Source organism: Halorubrum ejinorense (assembly GCF_039522565.1).
Classification (GTDB): Archaea; Halobacteriota; Halobacteria; order Halobacteriales; family Haloferacaceae; genus Halorubrum; species Halorubrum ejinorense.
On sequence record NZ_BAAADQ010000013.1, the window covers coordinates 336,486 to 359,787 of the forward strand.

A 23,302-nucleotide genomic window follows, 5' to 3' on the forward strand; every position below is an offset into this window, starting at 1 on the left:
TCGGGTCCACGATCGGCTTCCGCGTCAGTGGTCGGCTCCGGCGCCGGCGTCGCCCCGCAGCGAGCCCATCGCCTCGACCGCGACCGGAGTCGGTTCGTACCCGCGCTGTCCCGCGACCTCGACTTCCTCGACGAGGCCGGCCGCGCGGAACGTCGTGACCGCGCCGTGGAGGTCGGACTCGCACATGTCGGCGGCGTCGAGGAGGTCGATGGCGGCGATCGGTCCCGCGTCGACGATCACGGCGAGGAGGCCGAGCGACCGGTCGTCACGGACCGCACCGAGAGTTCGACGGACCGGTTCCGGGACGCCCGAGGCGGCGGTTTCGAGGGGTGACTCGCCGTCGACGACGGTGAGGTCGCCGTTGTCGACGTACCGCTCAGCGCCGGTGTCGGGGTCGCGTACGCGACTCGACTCGGCGGAGCGTTTCACGAGGAGGTACGTGTCGCCGTCGCCGTCGCGAACCGTCTGCATGAGTGAAAGGCCGCGGCCGTCGGACATTACGCTTCCGGGCGGGTCGAATCCGACTCGGAACCCGTATCGTCGACACCGTCGGGACCGGTCTCGTCGTCAGGGAGCGTCTCACTGTCGGCGGCGGCCGCTCCGTTCGCATCGCTCTCTGCCTCGGATTCGGACTCGTCAGAGCCCGTGTCGGAGTCCGCGCCGTCGTCCCGCGATCGGTTCCACGAGCGGTACGTCTGGTAAGTCCGAACGCCGGCCAGGAGGCCGACGACGAGCAGTGCGGGACCGGTCCGAGACCACCCTTCGAAGTACCACACCATCGGACCGAGCGCGACGAGGAGGACGGCGGCGTTGGCGTAGATGACGGCGGCGACGAACGCGCGGAGGGTGCCCGAATCCACGTCGCTCGCCCCTTCGAAGTCGCCGGCGTCGTCGAACGTCTTCACCGACGGCGCCTTGGGGATGTCGGGCGTCATCTCCCGCTCGGCGTCTGAGCTCTCGCCGACGGAGATCTCGCCCTCGTCGTCCTCGTCGAGGCTGAACACGCGTCGGCGTACGCCGCGCCGGGGCAAAGGGGTTCCGTCCGGGCCCGAACACCGAGGCGGGTCTCGGCGGTGACGCGGCGGCTAGTCGGCGGAGCGGCGTCGGGCGGGCGAAAGACCCGCCGTCAGATCGCGTCGGCGAGCCGTACCGTTCGGCTCGCTTCGACCCACGCGAGCGGGTTCGCGGCGTCGAAAAGCACCACGCTCCCGTCGTCCTCGTACACCTCCACCTCGGCGTCGACCGCGTCGTGACCGGCCGGGCGAGCCGCCTGGGGTTCGGAACGTGGGTCCGAAGACATAGACCTTGGTAAGTCGTAACACATTAAATGCCTTTCTGTGGCGGGAGTCCTCGCCGGACCCGAAAGCCGAGTTTTTTAGCCGGGTAACGCCGAAGGACGGGTATGACTCAGTCGGGGCTGTCGGACTTCTCGTCGGGCGGAGACGCGGGCGACGGAGCCGACGGCGGCACTGAAACCGAACGAGCGGACCTCGCCGCACAGGAGGCGGCCGTCGTCGCCGGCGGCGGACGCGGCCACGTCAGCGACGTCGTCGACGTGGACGAGGCGAAGTTCCCGGAGTCGACCGGGACCGTCGAGCTGATGATCACCCAGATCGACTACGCCGTCGAGGGGTACGGCAGCGACGAGTACCCGGTCGTTCACGTGTTCGGTCGGCGGCCGGCCGAGAACGTCGACGGGGACGCGGAACACGTCGACGGGGACGCCGACCACGACGCCGTCGAACACCTCCGCGTCCTCGGCGTCGAGCCGTACTTCTACGTCCCCACGGCCGACATCGACCGCGACCCCGTCGAGGAGTACGACGTGGTGATCGGGACCCGTGAGGAGGACCCGGACGGCGAACCGTACGAGAGCATCCGCGGCGAGCCGCTCACTCGGATCGTCACCCGCACACCCCGCGACGTGGGGTCCATCCGCGACGACTTCGCGACCAGCTTCGAGGCGGACATCCTCTTCCCGAACCGCTTTCTGATCGACAACGGGCTCAACGGCGGGATCCGCGTCGAGGAGCGTCGCCTCGACGACGAGGACGGGACCATTCAGGTCCACGAGGGGCACCTCGAACCCGCCGAGGTCGACGCCGACATGCGCGTGAACACCTTCGACATCGAAGTCGACGACCGACGCGGCTTCCCGGAGGACGGCGAGGAGCCGATCATCTGTCTCACCAGCCACGACTCCTACGACGACGAGTACGTCGTCTGGCTGTACGACGCTCCCGAAGCGGCGGTGCCGTCTCCCGAGGGCCTCCCGGACTACGAGGGTATCGTGGACGCCGAGGACGGCGGCGACACGCTCGACTTCGAGGTCCGCACCTTCGAGGAGGAGGCCGCGATGCTCGACGCGTTCATCGCGTACCTCGACGAGACCGACCCGGACCTGCTCACCGGGTGGAACTTCGAGGACTTCGACATGCCGTACGTCCTCGACCGAATGGAGGTGCTCGACGACGGCAGCCAGTACGACCTCGACGTCGACCGGCTCTCCCGCATCGGCGAGGTGTGGCGCTCCGGCTGGGGCGGCCCGGACGTGAAGGGACGGGTCGTGTTCGACCTGCTGTACGCCTACAAGCGGACGATGTTCACCGAGTTGGAGTCGTACCGCCTCGACGCGGTCGGGGAACGCGAGCTCGGCGTCGGCAAGGAGCGCTACACCGGCGACATCGGCGACCTCTGGGAGCAGGACCCCGAGCGCCTGCTGGAGTACAGCATCCGCGACGTGGAGCTGTGCGTCGAGATCGACCGGAAACAGGACGTGATCGCCTTCTGGGACGAGGTTCGAACCTTCGTCGGCTGTAAGATCGAGGACGCGCCGACTCCGGGCGACACCGTCGACATGTACGTCCTCCACAAGGCGTTCGGGAAGTTCGCGCTCCCGACGAAGGGCCAACAGGAGTCCGAGGACTTCGAGGGCGGCGCCGTCTTCGACCCGATCACGGGCGTCAAGGAGATGGTGACGGTCCAGGACCTGAAGAGCCTCTACCCGATGTGTATGGTGACGATCAACGCCGGCCCGGAGACGAAGGTCGACCCCGACGAGTACGACGGCGAGACGTACGTCGCGCCCAACGGGACCCACTTCCGGAAGCAGCCGGACGGGATCATGCGCGAGATGGTCGACGAACTGCTCTCCGAGCGCGAGGAGAAAAAGGCCCTCCGGAACGACCACGAGCCCGGCACCGAGCCGTACGAGCAGTACGACCGACAGCAGGCATCTGTCAAGGTTATTATGAATTCTCTGTACGGCGTGACGGGATGGGATCGGTTCCGTCTCTACGACAAAGAGGGCGCAGCGGCCGTCACAGCGACCGGTCGCGAGGTCATCGATTTCACGGAGGAGGCCGCAGAGGAGCTTAATTATCAGGTGGCTTATGGAGATACTGACAGCGTCATGTTATCTTTATCTGACATGTCGAAGGAGGAGGCGATCGAGACCTCCTTCGAGATCGAGGACCACATCAACGAGCGCTACGACGACTTCGCGCGCGACGAGCTGAACGCCGAATTCCATCGCTTCCAGATCGAGTTCGAGAAGCTCTACCGGCGCTTCTTCCAGGCGGGCAAGAAGAAGCGGTACGCGGGCCACATCGTCTGGAAGGAAGGGAAAGACGTCGACGACATCGACATCACCGGCTTCGAGTACAAGCGCTCGGACATCGCCGGTATCACGAAGGAGGTCCAGCAGAACGTCATCGAGACGATCGTCACGGGCGACGACATCGACGCGGACATGGAGGAGGTGAAAGCGTACCTCGTGGACGTCATCGCGCGGGTGCTCGACGGCGACGTCGACGTCGAGGACATCGGGATCCCGGGCGGTATCGGCAAGAAGCTCGACGCCTACGAGACTCCGACCGCGCAGGTCCGCGGGGCGAAGTACGCCAACCTGATGCTCGGGACGAACTTCGGGAGCGGATCGAAGCCGAAGCGGCTCTACTTAGAGAAAGTCCATCCGGACTTCTGGAAGCGGATGGAAGAGGAGGAGGGGCTCGACCCGCAGCGGGATCCCCTCTACGGGGAGTTCAAACGCGATCCGGACGTGATCTGTTTCGAGTACGCGGACCAGGTGCCGGCGGAGTTCGAAATCGACCGGGAGAAGATGCTGGACAAGACGCTGAAAGGACCGATAGAGCGCGTGATAGAGGCGCTCGGCATGTCGTGGGAGGAGGTCAAGACCGGCCAAGAGCAGACCGGTCTCGGGTCGTTCATGTGAGCGGCGGCGAGCGAGAAGCCCGCCTACTGAAAGCAGTTTTCGATCGGTAGAAAATTTCTTATTCGATTTGCGAGTTTTGAGGTGGAGATTCGTAACCGTTAACCCCAGTAACATACACTGTACACACACGAGGCACGAGACTACAATGGCAACTCTCGAAATCAACGACCTTCGGGCACGAGTGGCCGAAGAGGGCGGTGAACGCATCCTCCGCGGCGTCGACCTGACGGTCGAATCCGGGGACATCCACGCGCTGATGGGTCCGAACGGCTCCGGGAAATCGACGCTGGCGAAGGTGATCGCCGGCCATCCGGCCTACGAGGTGACCGACGGGTCGATCACGCTCCACCTCGAAGAGGCGGACGTCGAAGACATCGACGCCGACCTCGACGATGACGACTACAGCTGGGAGCTGCTCGAGCTCGAACCCAACGAGCGCGCCGCGCTCGGCATCTTCCTCGGGTTCCAGTACCCCGCCGAGATCGAGGGGGTTACCATGACGAACTTCCTCCGACAGGCGCTCAACGCGAAGGCGGACGAGCGGGAGGAGCTGTTCGAGGACGAAGACGAGGAGTCGGCCGAGGCCGACGATGACGACGAGGAGGGGTACGAGACCTCTCCGATGGAGGGGCCGGCGGACGACGGCGAAATCGGCGTCGCCGAGTTCCAGGAGATCCTCTCCGAGAAGATGGAGCTGCTCGACATGGACGAGAAGTTCATGCAGCGGTACCTCAACGCCGGCTTCTCCGGCGGCGAGAAGAAGCAGAACGAGGTCCTTCAGGCAGCAATGTTGGAGCCGAGCGTCGCCGTGCTCGACGAGATCGACTCCGGGCTCGACATCGACCGCCTTCAGGACGTCTCGAAGGGGATCAACGCGCTCCGCGACGAGCAGGGCACGGGTATCCTCCAGATCACCCACTACCAGCGCATCCTCGACTACGTCGAACCCGACCACGTCCACGTAATGCTCGACGGCGAAGTCGTCAAGAGCGGCGGCGCGGAACTCGCCGAGAAGCTCGAGGACGAGGGGTACGACTGGGTCCGCGAGGACGCCTTCGAGACGGCGTAACCGAATCCGGGCACGCGACACACGTAAACACGGAAATCCGTAACAACACACTATGAGCTCACAACAGGACGAACTGAAAGAGACAGACACTGAGGCCCGCTTCGAATTCAAGAAGGAGGAGAAGTCCGCCTTCAAAAGCGAAAAGGGCCTCACCGAGGAGACGGTCCGCGTCATCTCGGAGGACAAAGACGAGCCGGAGTGGATGTTGGAGCGCCGACTGCGCGCGCTCGAACAGTTCCAGCAGATGCCGATGCCGACCGACTGGCCCGGCCAGCCGGACCTGAGCGAGGTCGACGTCGACGAGATCATCCCGTACATCCGGCCGGACGTCGACGTCCGCGCCGGCGTCGACGACTGGACCGAACTCCCCGACGAGATCAAAGACACCTTCGACAAACTGGGCATCCCCGAGGCCGAGAAGAACGCGCTCTCCGGCGTCGGCGCCCAGTACGAGTCGGAAGTCGTCTACCAGAACATGCAGGAGCGCTGGGAGGAGAAGGGCGTCATCTTCTGTAACATGGACGAGGCGGTCCAAGAGCACGAGGAACTCGTCCGCGAGCACTTCATGACGAAGTGCGTCCCCCCGAGCGACAACAAGTTCGCGGCGCTTCACGGCGCCATCTGGTCCGGCGGCTCGTTCGTCTACGTCCCCGAAAACACCACCGTCGACATGCCGGTCCAGGCGTACTTCCGGATGAACTCCGAGGGAATGGGCCAGTTCGAGCACACGCTCATCATCGCCGAGGAGGGCTCGGAGGTCCACTACATCGAGGGCTGTTCCGCGCCGAAGTACTCGGCGTTCAACCTCCACTCGGGCGGCGTCGAGGTGTTCGTCGGCGAGGACGCCCACGTCCAGTACTCCACGGTGCAGAACTGGTCGAAGAACACGTACAACCTGAACACCAAGCGCGCCATCGCCGAGAAGGGCGGGCGCATGGAATGGATTTCGGGGTCGATGGGGTCGAAGGCGACGATGCTGTACCCGTCGACGATCCTGAAGGGCCGCGGCGCCTCCGACAACCACATCACCATCGCCTTCGCCGGCGAGGGCCAGGACATCGACACCGGCGCGAAGGTGTACCACAACGCGCCGGAGACGAAGTCCACCGTCGAGTCGAAGTCGATCGCGAAGGACGGCGGCCGCACCAACTACCGCGGCCTCGTCCACATCGCCGACGGCGCCGAGAACTCCTCGACCGCCGTGGAGTGTGACGCGCTGATGTTCGACAACGAGTCGACCTCGGACACGATGCCGTACATGGAGATCAACGAGTCGAAGGTCGACGTCGCCCACGAGGCGACCGTCGGGAAGATCGGCGACGAGGACGTCTTCTACCTCCAGTCGCGCGGCCTCGACGACGACGACGCGAAACAGATGATCGTCTCCGGGTTCATCGAGCCGATCACGGAGGAACTGCCGATCGAGTACGCCGTCGAGCTGAACCGGCTCGTCGAGCTGGAGATGGAAGGTTCGCTCGGATAACATGAGCACGCAAGCAATCGAGAGCCTCTCGGAGGACACGGTACGACGCATCGCCGACGAACGCGACGAGCCCGAGTGGCTCTTGGAGACCCGTCTGAACGCGCTCGCCGCGCTGGAGACCGCCGACCTGCCCGACGTCATCCAGACGCCGGGGCGCCGCTGGACGGACCTGGAGGCGCTGGACTTCGAGTCGCTCGTCGACCCGCTGAACCAGTCGGACGCGACGGAGCGGACGGCGGGCGACGACGAGGCGGTCGTCCTCCCGTTCACCGAGGCGCTCGAAGAGTACGGCGACGTCATCGAGGCCAACTTCGGCTCCGTGCTCGATCCCGAGCACAACTACCTCACGGCGCTGTCGGTCGCGCTGTTCACCACCGGCACGTTCGTCTACGTCCCCGAGGGCGTCGACGTCGAGGACGTGAAGGTGCGCGCGGAGATGAACTCCCGCTCGCTGTTCAGCCAGACGCTCGTCGTCGCCGAGGAGTCGTCGTCGGTGACGATCCTCGAATCGATCGAGTCGGGCGATAGCGAGGCCGCCGCCTCGGAAAGCGTCGACGGCGACCGGTACTTCTCGAACCTCGTCGAGGTCGTCGCGGGCGAGAACTCGAACGTCCAGTTCGGCTCGCTCCAGAACCTCGACTCGGACGCGTACACCTACTCGCTGAAGCGCGGCGTGACGGACACGTACGCGACGATCGACTGGATCGAGAGCAACTTCGGGTCGAAGCTCACCCGCTCCGACGTCGAGACCGAACTCAACGGCGACGGCTCCGAGAGCCAGATCGTCGGGACGTTCTTCGGCACCGACGACCAGCACTTCGACATCAACGCCCGCGTGTGGCACCAGGCCGAGCAGACGACGGCCGACCTCGTCACCCGCGGCGTGCTCGACGACGTGGCTCGCTCCGTCTACGAGGGCGTTCAGGACGTCGGGGAGGACGCGTGGAACACGTCCAGCTACCAGCGCGAGAACACGCTGATGCTGTCGGACGACGCCGAGGCCGACGCGTCGCCGAAGCTGATCATCCACAACCACGACACCGAGGCGTCGCACTCGGCCACGGTCGGCCAGGTCGACGCCGAGGACCTGTTCTACCTCGAGAGTCGGTCGATCGACTCGCTGACGGCCCGGAACATGCTCGTCGAGGGCTTTTTCGTGCCGGTATTAGAGGAGATCGCGGTCGACGAGTTCCGCGACGACGTCAAGGAACTCGTCTTCGAGCGGCTCCAGTAACCGCGCTTTCGGGCGCGGATCTCCGGTATTTTTCGGATAGTTCGTCGAGACGACGACCGAGCCGCGCAGCCCGGGACGCGGCCGCGTCCGGCGGGTGGGCGAGGGAACCGCTTAAGTCACAGAGGCGCTGAACTGTGTACGTATGCGAACGGGCGTATCGAGCCGGGGACGACGATGAGCGTCGGAACGCGCGTGGCGTCCGACGACCAGCTCGCGCGCCTCCTCCAGATCGGGATCGTGCTAGAGGAGGTCGTGGAAGCGCGGGCGCACCACCACTACCAGAGCCTCGACGCCGAACTCGACGAGGAGGTCGAAGCGCTGCTCGCGGACGCCGCCGACGAGTCCGCCGAACACCGCAAGCGATTGGAGGAACTCATCGACGGGCTCGGCGTCGACAGCGTCCCGTTCGACGAGATAGAGTCGCTCGTCGACGCTCGGTACGGTCGGACCCGGCCCGACGACTTCGACGGCGTGTTGTACGATCAACTGTGCAACGAGGAAACGGCGTACAAGTTCTACGACGACCTCATCGAGGCGATCGAGGGGTCCGACGCGGAGTTCTCGATCGACCGCGACGAGCTCGTGGCGACGCTCGAAGCGATCCGGAGCGAGGAGGCCGACGGGGTAAGCGAGGTCACGGCAGTCATGGAGCGACGATGAGTCGAGGGACCGAGTCGAGGACGACCGCCGACGGAGGAGCACCGTGAACACCGCAGACCAGTACCTCAAAACCATATACGTCGTACAGGAGCAGGAGGACGGCCCCGCCTCGACCGGCGCGATCGCCGACGCGCTGGACGTCAGCCCGGCGAGCGCGAACGAGATGATCGGCAAGCTCGAAGAGCGCGGTCTCGCGGAACACGAGAAGTACAAGGGCGTTCGCCTCACCGACGACGGCATCATCAGGGCCCGAGACGCGCTCCAGACCTACTGTATCATCGAGCGCTTCCTCGCGAACGTCCTCGCCGTCGAGGACTTCCGAGCCGAGGCCCGCGAGTTGGAGGCGGTCATCGACGACACGGTCGCGGAGCGGCTCGACACGATCATCGACCGACAGCCGGAGTGTCCGGACTGTTTCGACCCCGAGTCCGACGCCTGCGCGTGCCTGGAGATCGCGTCGACGCCGGTCGAACCGGAACAGCAGTGAGGGCTGTCACGGGAGACGTTTTCTCGCGAGGAAGCCGCTAATTCGAGAGACGGCGGTCCGCCTTAGACGCCGGTGGAGTACCGCAGGATGCCGGCGATCCCGCCGAACGCGTCGAGCAGCTGTTCGCCCTTCTCGAAGTCGGTGGAGATGAACCGGGTCTCGGTGCCGCGCTGTTCCGCGATGGCCATCAGGTGTTCGATGACGTCCTCGCGCTCGTCGACCGCGGCCTCCTCGCCGCACTCGCTACACTCGTGGTCGGGCGTCGAGTGGCGGGCGTCGACCACCTCGTACTCCTCGTGCTCGTTCGGACACTCGTAGACGACGACGTCCGAGCGGAGGTCCTCGGAGATGAGCAGGCGGTCAACGGAGCCCATGATCAGGTTCCGGCGGGTCTGCTCGAAGCCGTAGGTGGCCTCCTGACCGGTGTTGAGCTTCTCGAAGAACTCCTCCATGTCGTTTTTGTCCTGAACGATCTCCTGGTCGGCGAGCGCCTCCTGGCCCGCGTCGACGAGGTCTTTCAGCCCGGACTCGTCGGTGTAGGCGACGTCGAACTTGCCGAGCACCTTGTCTTGGAGCTCGTGGTGGAGGTAGTCGCCGTCGAGGAACTCGTCTTTCGTGGGCGAGGGACCGCCGACGAGGATGCCGTCGAGCTCGTGGCGCTTGTCGACGAACAGGTCGTTGGCCATCCCCGCGACCTCCTGGTAGAAGTTGTCGATGGCCTCTAGGCGCAGACGGGCGAACCGCTGGGCGGACTGGCCGCCCTTCCGCTGTTTGCCGGGGACGAGCGAGGAGGCGGACTTGACGGGCACGACGCGTTTCCCCTTCAGCCAGCCGACGTTCGCCTCGCGGCGGTCCAAGACGATGAGCCCGAACAGGCCGGAGTCTTCGAGCATGTGTTCGAGCGGCTCGGTGAGGAACTCCGAGTCGCAGTGGTACCGGAACGACTCGACCGGCTGGGGGGGCGACTCCAGCGTCCGGGTGACCATGTCGGTCTGGCCGCCGCCCGCGTCGATGGCGCCCGAGAAGATTACGATGCCGTTCTCCGGCGGGAAGGTGTCGTAGTAGCGCAGCCGGTCCTTGATTGACGTCAGCGCGTCTTGGACGGCGGTCCGGGTCTGCTTGGACTTGATGTTGGACGCCTCGCTGTGTTCCTGCGTGACGTGGGCCACCACGTCGGAGATCTGCCTGTCTTCGGGGATGTAGATGGTGACGAGCTGGGTGCCGGAGCCCTCGAAGTCTTTGAGTTCCTCGATGACCTTGCGGAACTCGTACTTCCGGCGGTCCGCGTTCGCCTCCTGTGCGTCGCTACTCATTGTCCGAGATACGGTCGCGTGCGTGTAAGTAATCTTTGACCTCTCGGCCGGCGCGTCGACACGGGCTCAAACGGATCGCTAAACGCGTGGGTATTTATAAACTGACGGCGGTGGCGCGTGCCTGTGAGTGGCCGCCTTCGGCGGCCGCGAGTCAGCACGCGCGAGGGACGCGGCGACCGGAGCGAAGCGGAGGGAGCCGCGAGGCTGGGGAGGCGTGAGGCTGCGGTGCTGTGCGGGGCGGGATTCGAAGGGGCAGCCGCGAGGCGGCCGTAGGCGACGCAAGCACTGGAACGAGGGAGCGAGCAGAGTGAGCGACCGAGTGAAGCGCACAGCGAGCGTACGGCCGCCTCGCGGCTGGGGCTTTAGAGGTGTTCGCCGCCGATCTTCGGTCAGCACCCGAGGAAGGCCGGACTCGACAGCGCCGATCCTACATCGACTCCGGCGCCTCGACGCCCAACACGTCGAGCGCGTTCGCCATGGTGTGTTTCGCGGCCGCGACGACCGCGAGACGCGCGTCGCGGAGGGCGTCGGTCTCGGCCGTGACCACGGGGCATTCGCGGTAGAAGGCGTTGTACGCGTCGGCGAACTCGCGGGTGAACGTCGCGACGGTGTGCGGCTCCAAGTCGTCCGCGGCGGCCTCGATCACCGCGGGGAAGCGCGCGACTTCCCGCAGGAGGTCGCGGGCGGCGTCGGTTTCGAGGACGCTCGCGTCCACGTCGACGGGGTCGTTCGGCTCGGGAACGTCGATCCCGGCGGCCGCGGCCTCACCCAGGATACCGGCACAGCGGGCGTGAACGTACTGGACGAACGGGGCCGACTGCGCCTCGAAGTCGAGCGCGTCCTCCCACTCGAAGGTGATCGCCTTCGCGGGCTGTTTCGAGACGATGTCGTACCGGACCGCACCGATCCCGACCTGATGCGCGATGCGTTCGACGTCCTCGTCGGTGAGGTCGTCGTCGCGGATACGGTCGTCCATCCGGGACTCGACGGCGTCGCGGGCGCGGTCGATGGCCTCGTCGAGCAGGTCGTCGAGCATCACGCCCGTCCCCTTCCGCGTCGACATCTTCCCGTCGGGGAGGTTGACGTACGAGTAGATGACGTGGCCGAGCCGGTCGGCGTCGTTGCCGAGCAGTTCGAGGGTCGCGTCGAGCTGGTCGGCCTGGAGCTTGTGGTCCTCGCCGAGGACGGTGACGGCGCGGTCGTAGGTGTCGAACTTCCACTCGTGGTGCGCCAGGTCGCGGGTGGTGTAGAGGCTCGTGTCGTCGGAACGCAGGAAGACGAGATTCTTGTCGATCCCCCACTCGTCGAGCTCCAGCTGCCAGGCGTCCTCCTCGTAGACCGCCTGCTCCGTCTCCTTGAGCCGCGCGGCGATGTCGTCGGTCGAGCCGTCGCGCATGAACCGCGTCTCCTTGACGAACTCGTCGAACTCGGCGGGGAGGCGGCCGAGACACTCCTTCATCCCGCCGAGAACGGTGTCGACGACCCCGCCGACCCGCTCGTAGGTCTCCTCGTCGCCGGCTTCGAGTCCCTGAAGGATGGACTGGATCTCCGCCTCCGCGGCCTCGACGTCGTCGGCGTCGGCCTCCTCGAGGAAGGAATTCCCCTTGCGGTAGTAGCGCACGAGGTCGTACTCGGCGCGGTCGCGGGCGGGGTCGGCGTCGAGGTCCGACTCGTCGAAGCGCTCGTAGGCCCACGTGAACACCGCCATCTGTCGGCCGGCGTCGTTGACGTAGTAGTGGCGGTCGACGTCGTAGCCGGCGTACTCCAAGAGGTTCGCCACCGCATCGCCGACGATGGGGTTCCGGGCGCGGCCGACGTGGACCGGACCGGTCGGATTCGCGCTCGTGTGCTCGACGACGACCGAGGTGTCCCTGTCGGGGAGCGCGCCGTATCCGGTGTCGCTCGCGGCCGCGTCGAGGGTGTCCGCGAGGTAGCGGTCGTTCGCGTGGAAGTTGACGTACGGGCCGGCGGTGTCGACGCTCGCGACGTAGTCGGCGTCGGCGACCGACACCGCCTCGGCGACCGTCGCCGCGACGTTCGGCGGCGCGTCGCCGACCGCGCCCGCGAGTCGGAAGGCGACGCTGGAGGCGAGCGTCGCGTCCATCTCCTCCGGCGGGCGTTCGATGCCGAGGTCGTCGGTCGGGAGGTCGAGGTCTGAAAGCGCCGCGGAAAGCGCCGACTCGACCTCCGACCGGAACTGCCTGAACATACCGTCCGTTCGACGGGCGGGTTAAAAGGGCCTTCCGAAGCGGCGCGCGAGGGGGTCAGTCGCCCGAAGCGAAGCGAAGGACGGTCGGCGCGGGCGGGGGTTCGAAGATGTTGAGCGAACCGGCACCGCGATACGAATGAGCCGCGGGGCGCAGTCGTTCACCGTATCGCGCTAACTGACGGCGTCTCCGCTCGTCGCACTGACGATAGGTCGTTCCGTTCGACAGGGCTCGTAGTCGGTTTCGAGCGGATTCGGTGCCGAACGTGAGCGGGGCGGAGTCGTACGCGTCCTCACCGAGGTCTTCGAGCCGTGGCACCGCTTCGTTCTCGATACGCAGTGCGTCCGGGGTGGCCAGACGAGCCGCCGGATCCGAAGGGGGCGTGGCGGACGGTGTCAGCTCGGTCGGCCGTCCGCTCGGAACGGACGCGTAGGCGACTCCGGCGCGAGTGAGGGCGCGCCGAACCGCACGGTCGCGCTGGCGGGCCAGTCGCGAGTGGTCCCTGTTCCACACGACCCGTTCAGCGCCGACGCTCTCGGCGATGTGACCGACGACGTCGGTCGGGTCTCCGCGCTGTATCACGAGGTCGCTCCCGCGGTCCCGGTACCAGTCTCGAAGCGCGCGCAGCGAGCCGAGCATGAACGCGACGCCCAACCCATTGGCACGCGACAAGATGGCGTCGTCCAGCACGAACGCCGAAACGACACGGGAGTCCGCTCGCTCGGCAGCGGTGAGGGCGGCCGAAAGCGCCGGATTCGGATGCGGCCGGAGGTTGCGACGGTGCCAATGCAGCTGCATGTATACACACAGGGGCGCTCGCGTAAGAAGGGTTATGGGGCGGTCGACGGAAGCCGCTACTCCACGATCTCGTCGATGAGCTCCCGCGCGCTCCGCCGCACGGCCTCGTCGCTCTCGATCGACGGCTCCCATCCGAGGGCGGACAGCTTCTCTATCGACAGGCGCATCTTGGGCACGTCGCCGGTCCAGCCGCGGTCGCCGCCGGTGTAGCTGTACTCGGGGTCGACGCCCAGCTCCTCGCTCACGATGTCGGCGATGTCGGTGACGGAAGTCGTCGTCCGCGTGCCGAGGTTGTAGACGTTGTACGCGTCGTCCGCGTGCTCGACGACGTGTTGGATGGCGTCGATACACTCCGAGACGTGCATGTACGACTTCTCCTGACGGCCGTCGCCGAGGATCTCCAGTTGCGTCGGGTCGGCGTCGAGCTTCTCGATGAAGTCGGGGATCACGTTCCCGCGCTGGCGCGGCCCGACGATGTTCGCGAACCGGAACACCCACGACTGGACGCCGTAGGAATGCGCGAACGTCGATATCAGCGCCTCGTCGGCGAGCTTCGCGGAGCCGTACACGGAGATCGGCTCCATGGGCGCGTAGTCCTCCGCCGTCGGCCGCGGCGCCTCGCCGTACACCGTCGACGAGGAGGTGAACGCGAACCGGTCGACGCCGACCTCGCGCATCCGCTCTAAGACGTTGTACGTCATCGCGGTGTTGTCCTCGAACAGCGCGCGGTCGTCGTCGTAGTTCGTGTCGGTGTACGCCGCGAAGTGGAAGACCACGTCGAGGTCGCCCGTGACCGCGCGAGCGACGTCGTCGGGGTCGGTCAGGTCCGCCTGAACGAACTCGACGTCGTCGGGCACCCGGTCGCGGGTTCCCTTCGAGAGGTCGTCGGCGACGCGGACGGTCCCGCCGCGGTCGAGCAGGCCGGCGGCGAGGTGGCTCCCGACGAGCCCGGCACCGCCCGTCACGAGGACCCGCGAATCTTCGAGGTTCATACCGGTTCGTCGGCGGTGTCGGATAAGTACGTGTGGGATCGGAACGGGGGATCGACGGCCCGCGAGCGGAGCGCCGCCCGCGGCGTCGCCTCACAGCCCCTCTTCGCCGCCCTCCTGCGCGAGGAGGACGACCATCGAGAGCCCGGAGATGAGGAGGAGGATGAGCGTCGGCACCACGGCGTACTGGTAGAGCGCGGTCGACTGCGCCCGCCAGATCTGCGTGACGATCGTGTCGAACCCGGTGGGTCGGAGCACCAGCGTTACCGGCAGCTCCTTCATGGTCGTGAGGAACACGAGCGCGGCCCCGGCGACGATGCCGGAGCGCGTGAGCGGGAACGTCACGCGCCTGAACGCGCCCGTCGGCGACTCGCCGAGGGTGCGGCCGGCCTCGACGAGCCGCCGGTCGACCTGGAGGATCGACGTCCGGGTCGACCCGACCGCCTGCGGGAGGAAGCGGACGACGTACGCGAAGATCAGCAGCGGCAGGGTCTGGTAGATCCACGGCGCGTACCCCGACCCGAAGTACACCAGCGCGAGCGCCAGCACGATGCCCGGCACCGCGAACCCGACGTACGTCGCCCGCTCGAAGACGACCGCGAGCGGGGAGTCGTGGTTCGCGGCGAAGTAGGCGATCGGGACCGCGGCGAGCGCGGCGACGACCGCCGCGGCCGCCGAGACCGATACCGAGTTCAGCACCTGTATCGGCTCGAACGCGAGCGAGGGCCGGCGGCCGGCCTCCGACCGGACCAGCCACAGTCCGAGGATCCACAGCGGAACGAGCAGCGCGAACGCGGAGACGCCGGCCGGGAGCAGCGTCGCCGGCCACCGAAGCCGCCCGAGCGACACGCGGTCTTCGGTCCGGCCCGCGTCGTCGCCGCTCGTCTCTCGGTCCGATCGCACGGCCCACTCCAACGCGAGCACGAGGACCACGACGACGAGGAGTTGGAGGGAGAGCAGCGCGGCGTAGTCGCTTCCGAACGCGTTGTACTCGACGTAGATCTGGCGGGTGAACACCGGGAGCCGCATGATCGACGGGGTACCGAAATCAGAGACCGCGTACAGCGCGGCGAGCAGCGATCCGGCGGCGATCGCGGGCCGAATGGTCGGGAGCGTCACCCGGCGGAACGCCGCGAGCCGCCCGTGGTTCAGCGTGCGGGCGGCCTCCAGGAGCGTCGTGTCGAACGACAGCAGCGCGGCCCGCGTCGTCAGGTAGACGTACGGGTACGTGTACAGCGTGATAACGAGGATCGACCCGGAGAGCCCGGATATTTCGGGAACGCGCTCGACGCCAAGCGGCGCGAGGACCTCGTGGAACTCCCCCTGCGGGCCGAACGCGGAGACAAACGAGAAGGCGCCGACGTAGCTCGGCACGACGAGGGGGAGGGCGGCCGCGATGGACCAGAAGCGGCGGAAAGGGAGGTCGGTCCGAGCCGTGAGGTACGCGAGGGGGACGCCGATCAGGATGGACGCGGCCGTGACGCCGCCCATCAACAGGAGGCTGTTGAGGAGGACGTCGGCGGTCCCGGCGCTGAAGAGGAGGTCCAGTGCTCGCTCGCGCTCGACGGCGACCGCCTCGATGACGAGCCACACCAGCGGAAACACGAGCGTGGCGGCGATCGCCGCGCAAAGCAGCGTGAGCCCGAGCGGGAGGTCGCCGTCGCCGTCGGTCAGGCGGTCGCGGAGCCGATGTCGCAGAGTCATCGTGGGGGAGAGGCGAGTTGTCGGGGGGAGGGCGCGGCCGGCGTTAGGGGTTCCGATCGCTCGGCGAGCGCGCTCCGACGGATATTTGAATTTAGGGCTACCTAAACTCTTCTATGGAACTGACGCGACGCGACGCGGCGGCCGCGCTGGCCGCGCTCGGTGCGACCGGCGGCGTCGCGCTCGGCGTCCGTCGGGCGGCCGACGAGCGGGGTGACGGGTCGGGAGTCGACGGGGACGGTCCCCCGTGGGGCGGCGGAGAACCGCCCGGCGACGAGGCGGTTCGGACGGCGATGAGCGCGGTCGCGGAGGCGGCGTATCCCGAAGCGGTCTCCGGGGTCGACGCGTTCGTCGGGGCGTTCCTCGACGGCCGCCTCGACGGGTCGCCCCACGCCGAGGGGATCCGCGCGGCGGTCGCCGAGGTCGAGTCGGCGGCGCGGTCGTGGTACGACGCCCCCGTCGCCGACCTCCCGCCCGCGGACCGAGACGAGTTGCTCCGGGAGCTCGGCGCAGACACGGCCGAGGAGAACCCCGACGGAACGGCCGCGGAGCGGGTGCGCTACTACGTCGTGAACGAGCTACTGCTCGCGCTGTACGCCTCTCCGACCGGCGGCGAGCTCGTCGGCATCGAGAACCCGCAGGGGTACGCGGGCGGCGCGGAGAGCTACCAGCGGGGGCCGCCGTGAGCGGCGCCGAGAGCGTCGGCGACGAGCGGTCGGACGCCGACGGGGTCGACAGGACGCCCGTCCCGGACGCGGACGTCTGCGTCATCGGTGCCGGTCCGGCGGGAGCCCTCGCCGCCGACCGGCTGGCGGGAGACCACGAGGTCGTCGTGCTCGACGCGGGACCGCGGTTCGACCCGGCGGACCGCCTCGCCAGACAGGAGCGCGCGATCCGACCGTTCTACGACCGCCCGGACGTGTGGGGCGTGGGCGGCGCGCGCGACGCGCACGAGAACGCCGGCAACCGGTTCTACCCGCTGAACCACGCTCGGGTGAAGGGCGTCGGGGGGTCGACGCTCCACTGGCAGGGGATGGTGATGCGCCTCCACGAGGACGACTTCAACTCCGGGCGCGAGCGCGGCGTCGGCCCCGACTGGCCGATCGACTACGTGGACCTCCGGCCCTACTACGCCGAGGCGGAGCGCGAGTTGGGCGTCGCCGGCGCCTCGGACAACCCCTACGCGCCGCCCCGCGAGGAGCCGCACCCGATGCCGGCGTTCGAGCCGTCCTACAGCGACTCGCTGTTCGCCGAGGCCTGCGAGTCGCTCGGGATCGACATGCACTCGGTCCCGAACGCGCGCAACTCCGAGCCGTACGACGACCGCTCCCCCTGCGTCGGCTACGGCACCTGCCAGCCCGTCTGCCCGAGCGGCGCGAAGTACGACGCGACCGTCCACGTCGAGCGCGCCGAGGAGCGGGGGGCGACGGTGATCGACCGCGCGCCGGTCCAGCGGCTCGACCACGACGGCGACGACCGGGTGACCGCCGCCGTCTACGCGACGCCGGACGGCGAGGAGCACAGACAGGAGGCCGACGCGTTCGTCGTCGCCGCCGGAGGCGTGGAGACGCCGCGGCTCCTCCTCCTGTCCGCGTCCGACCGCTACCCGGACGGGCTCGCGAACGGGAGCGGCCACGTCGGCGAGTTCTTCATGGACCACCTGTTCGCGGGCGCGGGCGGCACGCTCGACGAGCCGACCAGACAGAACCACGTCGGCTTTTACACCAGCGCCTGCGACCAGTTCTACGACGAGGCCGACGAGGCGCAGGCGCCGTTCAAGCTGGAGTTCTTCAACTACGCCGGGCCCTCGCCGGTGGAGATGGCCCTGTCGGGCGACGACTGGGGGGACGCGCTCTTGGAACGCCTCCGCGACGGGTACGGGACCCACGTCGCGATGGGCGGGCTCGTCGAGCAGCTCCCCGACGCCGAGAGCCGCGTGACGCTCGCGGACGACCGCACCGACGACCACGGCAACCCGGTCCCGCGGATCGAGTGGACCGTCGGCGACCGCGCGCTCGACACCATCGAGCGCGCGAACGAGATTCAGGTGTCTATCCTCGAGGAGCTCGGCGCCGACGTCGAGTGGGTCGCCGGCCCGGACGCGACCGGTCCCGCCTACCACCACATGGGCACGACGCGGATGAGCGACGACCCGGACCGGGGCGTCGTCGACGCCGACTGCCGGACCCACGACCTCGACAACTGCTGGATCGCCTCCAGCTCCGTCTTCCCCACGAGCGGGGCGATGAACCCCACGCTCACCATCGCCGCGCTCGCGCTCCGCGTCGGCGACGGCGTGGCGGACTGGCTCGCGGACGAGACCTGACGGCTCGCCGCCACTATTTTAGGCAAACCTAAAAACTCAAGTGCGTCCGAACGGAGTACCGCGTAATGAGCGACTCAGCACACGCGACGAACGGATCCGCGAGCGCCGTAGGCGCGACAGCGCACGCCGAAGGGGAGAGCGAGACCGCGACAGAGGCCGGCGAGTACACCTTCGACGACCTCAGCGTCGTGATGGGGACGTACAACGAGGAGGAGGCCATCGGGACGGTCCTCGAGGACATCGACGAGGTGACCGACGGGAAGGCGGAGGTCGTCTGCGTCGACGGCTCCTCGGACCGGACGCCGGAGATCGCCCGCGAACACGGCGCGCAGGTCATCGAGCAGGAGCCGCAGGGGTACGGCGTCGCCGTCAGCGAGGCGGTCTTGACGCCGGACCGCCCGGTCGTCGTCACGACCGACTGCGACGACACCTATCCGATGGAAGCGCTCCCGGAGTTCCTCGCGGAGATCAACGACGGCGCGGACGTGGTGAGCGGCGACCGGCTCTACCACGGCGCGGAGGCGATGCCGGCGTTCAACCGCTTCGGCAACCACGCGTTCGCCGCGCTCGCGAGCCTGCTGATGGGCGAGCGCGTCCACGACACCACGACGGGGATGCGCGCGTACCGCCGCGACGTGGTCCAAGACATCGGCTGGACCGAGAACACCGGCCTCTCGGCCGAACTCCTCGTCCGCCCGCTGATGCGCGGCTACGACGTTCGCGAGCGCCCGATCCGCTACGCCGAGCGCCTCGGCGAGACGAAGCTCGACCCGATCGGCGGCGGCGCCGCCATCGCGAAGTCGATCGTCACCGTCTGTCTCGAAGAACAACTGCGGCGCTTCTGAGGACGCTTCCCTCCTCGACCCGGCGTCGGACGGCGGTCCGGACGGACACTGTGGGCACAGTGGACCGCCGCCGGCGGCGTTTTCACACTCGTGAGCGACAGCGCCGATTATTTATAAATGAACACGGCGGTCGGCGCGTGCCTGCGAGCGGCCGCCCTCGGCGGCCGCGAGTCAGCACGCGCGAGGGAGTCGGTCGCCGAGCAAAGCGACGGCGACCGACGAGGCTGGGGAGGCGTGAGGCGCGGGGCGGTGCTGTGCGGGGCGGGACTCAAAGGGGCAGCCGCGAGGTCGCAGTAGGCGACGTAAGCACCGCAGCGAGCGGAGCGAGCGAGGAGCGCAACGAGCGTACTGCGACCTCGCGGCTGGGGCTTTGGAGGTGTTCGCCGCCGGTCTGGTGACAATTATTTATAAGAAATCGACGTATTAGTCGCTCGATTCAGCGTCCGTCTCGAAGACGACCCAGTCGGGGTGCGCGTCGGGCTCGTCGGGGAGGTACGTGCCCTCGTTGCCGCACTCCGTGACGAGCCGGCAGGTCGAACGCTCGGGCGGCCAGACGGCCTCGACGGTTCCATCCTGCGTCACCCGGACCGTCACCTCCTGCCGGTAGGTGAACGTCGACCCCGCGGAGTCGACGAGCGTCACGGTCACGGCGACCACGTCGCCCTCCGGATCGAACGGGACGGGTTCGGCCGCGTCGGGGTCGCCCGCGGCCGCCGCGCCGGGCAGCCGGACCCCCTCGGGCGTCACCGCCCAGTCGACCGCGAGCGAGTCGCCGAGGTCGCTCACCGTGTAGGAGGCGTGGTCCGGACCGTCCAGGGCGCCGCGGCGCGGGTCGACGCGGACCTGCGCGCGGGCGACGCGGTCCGGCACGCCGACGGTCGTCTCGGCGTCGATCCGGGAACCAGACCGCCGGTCCAGCGGTTCCAGCTTCGGCGTGACGCGGACGTCCGGGTTCGCGGTCCAGACCCCCTGGTAGCCGTACCGGAACAGCGTCCGGTCGGGGTACGCGTCGAGCACCGCGAAGTTCTCGACGGGATCGCGGTCGAGCGCGTACACGACGTCGCCGTCGAGCCCCGGCCCGTTCCGAAGGTACTGGAACGGGTGGTTCTGCCACTCGCCGTACGGCGCGGGGACGAACACCAGCCCGTTCCCGAACGTCGTCTCGTCGAACGGGGCGTACGCGGCCTCGTGTTTCTCATCGACCGCGGCGTTGCGTTCTATCGGGTCCGCGGCCGCGTCGACGGCGGCGAGTCCGCCGACGACGAGCGCGCCCGCGACGACGAGCGCGAGCGCGACGCGGGCGGCCGGCGCCGAGACGCCGCGCTCGACGAGTCGCGTCCGGGCCGCGGACAGCGCCCGGTGGCCGGCGGCGACGCCGAGGCCGCCGAACACCGACAGCGGGACGAGCAGGTCGAAGTGATAGAACGGACCGAACAGCGACGCGAGCCCGTCGGTGGGGTCCGAGAGCTCGGCGAGCGCGTTGTGTGTCCCCCAGAAGTAGAGGTTGCCGACGACGACCGAGACCGCGACGCCGACGACGAGCAGCGCCGCGGTCCGTCGGAACGCGGCCGAACCGGACGCGTCGCGCGTCTCTGACGGCCCCGCCGCGCCGCCGTCGAGGAGCCCACGGGGGTCGCCGCTCGCGCGCCACCCGCCGACCGCGACCGCGCCGCCGCCGAGCGCCAGCGCCGTCCCGAGCGGGCCGGCAGCGAACCAGCGGGTCGCTATCTCCTGAAGGGCGTACCGGTTCGACTCCAGCGCGAGCCCGAGCGTGTAGTCGACCGAGTGGCCGAGGATGCGCCGCTCGCCGAAGCCGGGCCCGTCCATCGGCGCGAAGACCTGGTAGGGAAACGTGAGCGGCGACCCGGTCATTCGGACGTTGTACGCGAGCGTGACACCGACGAAGAGGGTGCCGAACAGCGCCGTGAGTCCGTGCCGGCGGATCAGACCCGGGAGGCCGCGGGACCCGCCGACTGCGAGCGCGCGGCGGCCGAGGGCCGCGAGCGCGCGCGGTGTCGACGCCCCGGACTCGGCGCCGAAGCGACGGACCGCCGACCCCACCTGCCACAGCGCGTGGCCGATGAACGGGGCGGCGAACAACACCGCCGTGTACGGCCGCGAGAAGAAGGCGATCCCGATCGCGACGCCCGCGACGCCGGCGGCCGCGAGCGACCGGTCTCGGACGCTCCGGAGGTACGCGACCGCGAAGATCAGGTTGAAGAACGTCGTCGGCGCGTACGGGAGGAACGCCGCGGAGGTCGCGACCGCCATCGGCGACGCGGCGAAGAGGACGGCCGCGGCGAGGCCGGCCCGGCGGCCGACCGTCATCGACCCGAGCAGGTACACGAGGGCGGCGTTCCCGGCGGCGACAGCCGCGAGGGTCACCCGCGGCTCGTCGAACAGCGCCATCGAGACGGCGAACGTCGCCGCGGGGACGGGGTTGTACTTCGGGTAGAGCCGCCCCGCGTCTTCGATGAAGAACCACGGGTGGACCGCGTCGGCGAGCGGCCCGGCGTGGAACTCCAGTTGGCCGGCCAGCAGCAACGCGGCCTGCGTGAGGTAGACGCCCTCGTCGTGGTTCGCGGAGTGGTGCGAGAAGACGGTGGCCGCGACCGCGAACGTCAGGACGCCGGCGGCGACGGCGACGAGCGCCGCGGCGAGGCTCACCCGGTCGGCGCGGTCGAGTCGCTCGCGGAGGCGAGCGGCGAGGCGGCGCGGACGGACGGACGGTGGCAGGAGTGACACGAGCGGGAGGCGGTGGTGACGTGAGCGTGGTGTGAAGCGCTGCGTCCGCTCAGAGCTGGACGCCGGCGTCGCGCATGAGGTCGACCGTCGGTTCGAGGTTCGACAGCTCCGAGAGGTCGAGGTCCGGGACGTCGAGCTCGTCGATCGACGGGAGGTCGCCGATCGGCTCGACCTCCGGGATCAGCGGGTACTCGAAGGTGGAGCGCGCGAAGTAGTCCTGCGCCTCCGCCGAGAGCAGGTGGCGGACGAAGTTCGACGCCAGGTCCGCGTCCGAGGCGGTGTCGATGACCGCGGCGCCGGCGACGTTAAACACCGCGCCCGCGTCGCCCTGGGTGAACGAGGTCGCGATCGGGGCCTCCGGGTTGCCGTCGAGCACGCGCTGGATGTAGTAGTGGTTGGTGAACGCGGCGTCGATCTCGCCGTCGGCGATCTCCTGACACGTGCGGAACTCGTCGGGGTACGTCGTGGCGCCGCGCTCGACCATCGCTTCGAGCCACTCGCGGGTTGCCTGCTCGCCTTCGAGCAGCCGCATCGCGGTGATGAACGCCTGCGCGGAGCCGTACGACGGCGCCCACCCGAGGTCGCCCTCGAACTCCTCGGGGTACGCCATGATGTCGTCCGGCAGGTCCTCCTCGGAGTACTCCTCGGTGTTGAACGGGACCGTTCGGGCGCGCCCGGAGGTGCCGACCCACTGTTCGGTGCGGAACTCCTCGCGGACCTTCTCGGTCACGTCGTCGGGGAGCGCCTGCGTGCGCCCCTCGTCCGCGAGCGCGCCGAGCGACCCCGCGTTGACCGAGTAGAACACGTCCGCGGGCGAGCCCTCGCCCTCGTTGATGATCGCGTTCACGTGGTCGGTCGAGTTGTTGTACCGGACGGTCAGGTCGAGGTCGTCGTACAGGTCGTCGATGTAGTCGACGAGCTCGCCGACGAGGAACTCGCCGCGGCCGGAGTAGACGGTCAGCTCGCCTTCGAGCGCCGGCATCTCCGACATCGACGTACCGCCGGGGGCGCCCCGTCCCGCGCGGCCGGAGCCGATCTGCCCGACGAGGTCGCCGCCGTCGTCGTCGCCGTCGCCGTCCTCGCCGCCGGTCCCGTTACAGCCGGCGATCCCCGCGACGCCGACCGCGCCGGCCGTCGCGAGGAACTTCCGTCGTCGAACGTCGCGTCCGTCACGTCCGTTGGATTCGTGGTTCGTCATGTGTTTTAGGCTT

19 protein-coding genes are annotated in these 23,302 nt (G+C 68.4%); 9 read left to right on the forward strand and 10 right to left on the reverse strand.

Annotated elements, in window-relative coordinates; genetic code table 11:
• Positions 1 to 24: 24 nt before the first annotated feature.
• The 3 genes from ABDZ89_RS12405 to ABDZ89_RS12415 form a co-directional block, all read right to left on the reverse strand.
• The gene (locus ABDZ89_RS12405; protein WP_343779530.1) at positions 25 to 471 is read right to left on the reverse strand and encodes a DUF7346 family protein; all 447 of its coding nucleotides are present in this window, start codon (positions 469 to 471) and stop codon (positions 25 to 27) included.
• A 26-nt stretch (positions 472 to 497) separates the two neighbouring features.
• Positions 498 to 1,004, reverse strand: coding sequence for a DUF7322 domain-containing protein (locus ABDZ89_RS12410; RefSeq protein WP_343779533.1), 507 nt, complete (start codon positions 1,002 to 1,004; stop codon positions 498 to 500).
• Positions 1,005 to 1,126: 122 nt separating this feature from the next.
• On the reverse strand, positions 1,127 to 1,300 hold the full coding sequence (locus ABDZ89_RS12415; RefSeq protein WP_343779536.1) for a DUF7331 family protein: 174 nt from the start codon (positions 1,298 to 1,300) through the stop codon (positions 1,127 to 1,129).
• Positions 1,301 to 1,402: 102 nt separating this feature from the next.
• Here ABDZ89_RS12415 and ABDZ89_RS12420 point away from each other — a divergent pair, with 102 nt between their 5' ends.
• From ABDZ89_RS12420 to ABDZ89_RS12445, 6 genes are all read left to right on the forward strand, one after another.
• On the forward strand, positions 1,403 to 4,234 hold the full coding sequence (locus ABDZ89_RS12420; RefSeq protein WP_343779538.1) for a DNA-directed DNA polymerase: 2,832 nt from the start codon (positions 1,403 to 1,405) through the stop codon (positions 4,232 to 4,234).
• A 145-nt stretch (positions 4,235 to 4,379) separates the two neighbouring features.
• Positions 4,380 to 5,303 carry an ABC transporter ATP-binding protein gene (locus ABDZ89_RS12425; RefSeq protein ID WP_343779541.1) on the forward strand — a complete coding sequence of 308 codons (924 nt, stop codon included), beginning with the start codon at positions 4,380 to 4,382 and terminating at the stop codon, positions 5,301 to 5,303.
• 52 nt (positions 5,304 to 5,355) lie between these two features.
• Complete coding sequence (sufB, locus tag ABDZ89_RS12430; protein ID WP_343779542.1) at positions 5,356 to 6,786, forward strand: Fe-S cluster assembly protein SufB; 1,431 nt, start codon at positions 5,356 to 5,358, stop codon at positions 6,784 to 6,786.
• A gap of 1 nt (position 6,787) precedes the next feature.
• Positions 6,788 to 8,020, forward strand: coding sequence for a Fe-S cluster assembly protein SufD (gene sufD, locus ABDZ89_RS12435; RefSeq protein ID WP_343779544.1), 1,233 nt, complete (start codon positions 6,788 to 6,790; stop codon positions 8,018 to 8,020).
• Positions 8,021 to 8,194: 174 nt separating this feature from the next.
• Positions 8,195 to 8,680, forward strand: a complete 486-nt coding sequence (locus tag ABDZ89_RS12440) for a ferritin-like domain-containing protein (RefSeq protein WP_343779546.1) — start codon at positions 8,195 to 8,197, stop codon at positions 8,678 to 8,680.
• 43 nt (positions 8,681 to 8,723) lie between these two features.
• Positions 8,724 to 9,167: a metal-dependent transcriptional regulator gene (locus ABDZ89_RS12445; protein WP_343779548.1), complete on the forward strand. Its 444-nt coding sequence runs from the start codon at positions 8,724 to 8,726 to the stop codon at positions 9,165 to 9,167.
• A 62-nt stretch (positions 9,168 to 9,229) separates the two neighbouring features.
• Here ABDZ89_RS12445 and prf1 read toward each other — a convergent pair whose 3' ends face one another.
• The 5 genes from prf1 to ABDZ89_RS12470 all read right to left on the reverse strand — a co-directional run bounded on the left by prf1 (position 9,230) and on the right by ABDZ89_RS12470 (position 16,178).
• Positions 9,230 to 10,480, reverse strand: coding sequence for a peptide chain release factor aRF-1 (gene prf1 / locus ABDZ89_RS12450; RefSeq protein WP_343779550.1), 1,251 nt, complete (start codon positions 10,478 to 10,480; stop codon positions 9,230 to 9,232).
• Positions 10,481 to 10,907: 427 nt separating this feature from the next.
• On the reverse strand, positions 10,908 to 12,689 hold the full coding sequence (gene argS / locus ABDZ89_RS12455; RefSeq protein WP_343779552.1) for an arginine--tRNA ligase: 1,782 nt from the start codon (positions 12,687 to 12,689) through the stop codon (positions 10,908 to 10,910).
• A gap of 55 nt (positions 12,690 to 12,744) precedes the next feature.
• Complete coding sequence (locus ABDZ89_RS12460; protein WP_343779555.1) at positions 12,745 to 13,485, reverse strand: deoxyribodipyrimidine photo-lyase; 741 nt, start codon at positions 13,483 to 13,485, stop codon at positions 12,745 to 12,747.
• A 56-nt stretch (positions 13,486 to 13,541) separates the two neighbouring features.
• Complete coding sequence (locus tag ABDZ89_RS12465) at positions 13,542 to 14,477, reverse strand: NAD-dependent epimerase/dehydratase family protein (protein WP_343779557.1); 936 nt, start codon at positions 14,475 to 14,477, stop codon at positions 13,542 to 13,544.
• A 90-nt stretch (positions 14,478 to 14,567) separates the two neighbouring features.
• Positions 14,568 to 16,178 carry an ABC transporter permease gene (locus ABDZ89_RS12470; RefSeq protein ID WP_343779560.1) on the reverse strand — a complete coding sequence of 537 codons (1,611 nt, stop codon included), beginning with the start codon at positions 16,176 to 16,178 and terminating at the stop codon, positions 14,568 to 14,570.
• 113 nt (positions 16,179 to 16,291) lie between these two features.
• Here ABDZ89_RS12470 and ABDZ89_RS12475 point away from each other — a divergent pair, with 113 nt between their 5' ends.
• The 3 genes from ABDZ89_RS12475 (at position 16,292) to ABDZ89_RS12485 (ending at position 19,346) form a co-directional block, all read left to right on the forward strand.
• A complete protein-coding gene (locus ABDZ89_RS12475) occupies positions 16,292 to 16,861 on the forward strand; it encodes a gluconate 2-dehydrogenase subunit 3 family protein (protein WP_343779562.1) in 570 nt (189 codons plus the stop codon).
• Complete coding sequence (locus ABDZ89_RS12480; RefSeq protein WP_343779563.1) at positions 16,858 to 18,501, forward strand: GMC family oxidoreductase; 1,644 nt, start codon at positions 16,858 to 16,860, stop codon at positions 18,499 to 18,501. The genes ABDZ89_RS12475 and ABDZ89_RS12480 overlap by 4 nt, the downstream gene beginning before the upstream one ends.
• Positions 18,502 to 18,692: 191 nt before the next feature.
• Complete coding sequence (locus ABDZ89_RS12485) at positions 18,693 to 19,346, forward strand: dolichyl-phosphate hexose transferase (protein ID WP_371152828.1); 654 nt, start codon at positions 18,693 to 18,695, stop codon at positions 19,344 to 19,346.
• A gap of 423 nt (positions 19,347 to 19,769) precedes the next feature.
• Here ABDZ89_RS12485 and ABDZ89_RS12490 read toward each other — a convergent pair whose 3' ends face one another.
• Entirely contained in the window at positions 19,770 to 22,091 is a 2,322-nt protein-coding gene (locus ABDZ89_RS12490) for a DUF7846 domain-containing protein (RefSeq protein ID WP_343779568.1), read from the reverse strand.
• 49 nt (positions 22,092 to 22,140) lie between these two features.
• Positions 22,141 to 23,289, reverse strand: coding sequence for an extracellular solute-binding protein (locus tag ABDZ89_RS12495; RefSeq protein ID WP_343779571.1), 1,149 nt, complete (start codon positions 23,287 to 23,289; stop codon positions 22,141 to 22,143).
• Between the last annotated feature and the right edge of the window lie 13 nt (positions 23,290 to 23,302).